The 404-nt window shown below is 72.0% G+C and carries 1 protein-coding gene; it reads right to left on the reverse strand.

Annotated features, from left to right (window positions below; genetic code table 11):
* The coding region (locus tag GTR02_RS22175; protein WP_166609608.1) for a VOC family protein at positions 1-404 on the reverse strand (404 nt) is incomplete at both ends.

Consider the following 404-nt stretch of genomic DNA (forward strand, 5'->3'; position numbering starts at 1 on the left):
GTACGGCGCCAGGCGCACCTTGCCCTGCAGGTCCGCGCACGTACGCCATCCGCCAGGTCCCCTCGTACTCACCCACCCCGCCGATCAGGCCGTAGCCGTCCGCGGCCAGCTGCTGCAGGAGCGCGTCGAGGTCGTCGACCTCGAAGGCCACGTTGCGCAGCCCCAGCTCGGTGGCCATCGCCCCGGGTGATCCCGGCTGGTGCCGGGGCTGCTCGAAGGTGGACAGCTCCAGCAGGGTGGCGCCGTCGGGGGCGGCGAGCATGAGGATGCGGGTGCGGGAGTCGGGGATGCCGATGACGGTGTCCAGGAAGTCGCCTTCGACGACCACGGGGCCGGCCTTCACCTGCAGGCCCAGGCCGACGAAGAAGGCGCCCACCTGTTCCAGGTCGGCGACGGTGATGCCG

Origin of the sequence: Kineococcus siccus (assembly GCF_009906795.1) — a bacterium.
Taxonomy (GTDB): domain Bacteria; phylum Actinomycetota; class Actinomycetes; order Actinomycetales; family Kineococcaceae; genus Kineococcus; species Kineococcus siccus.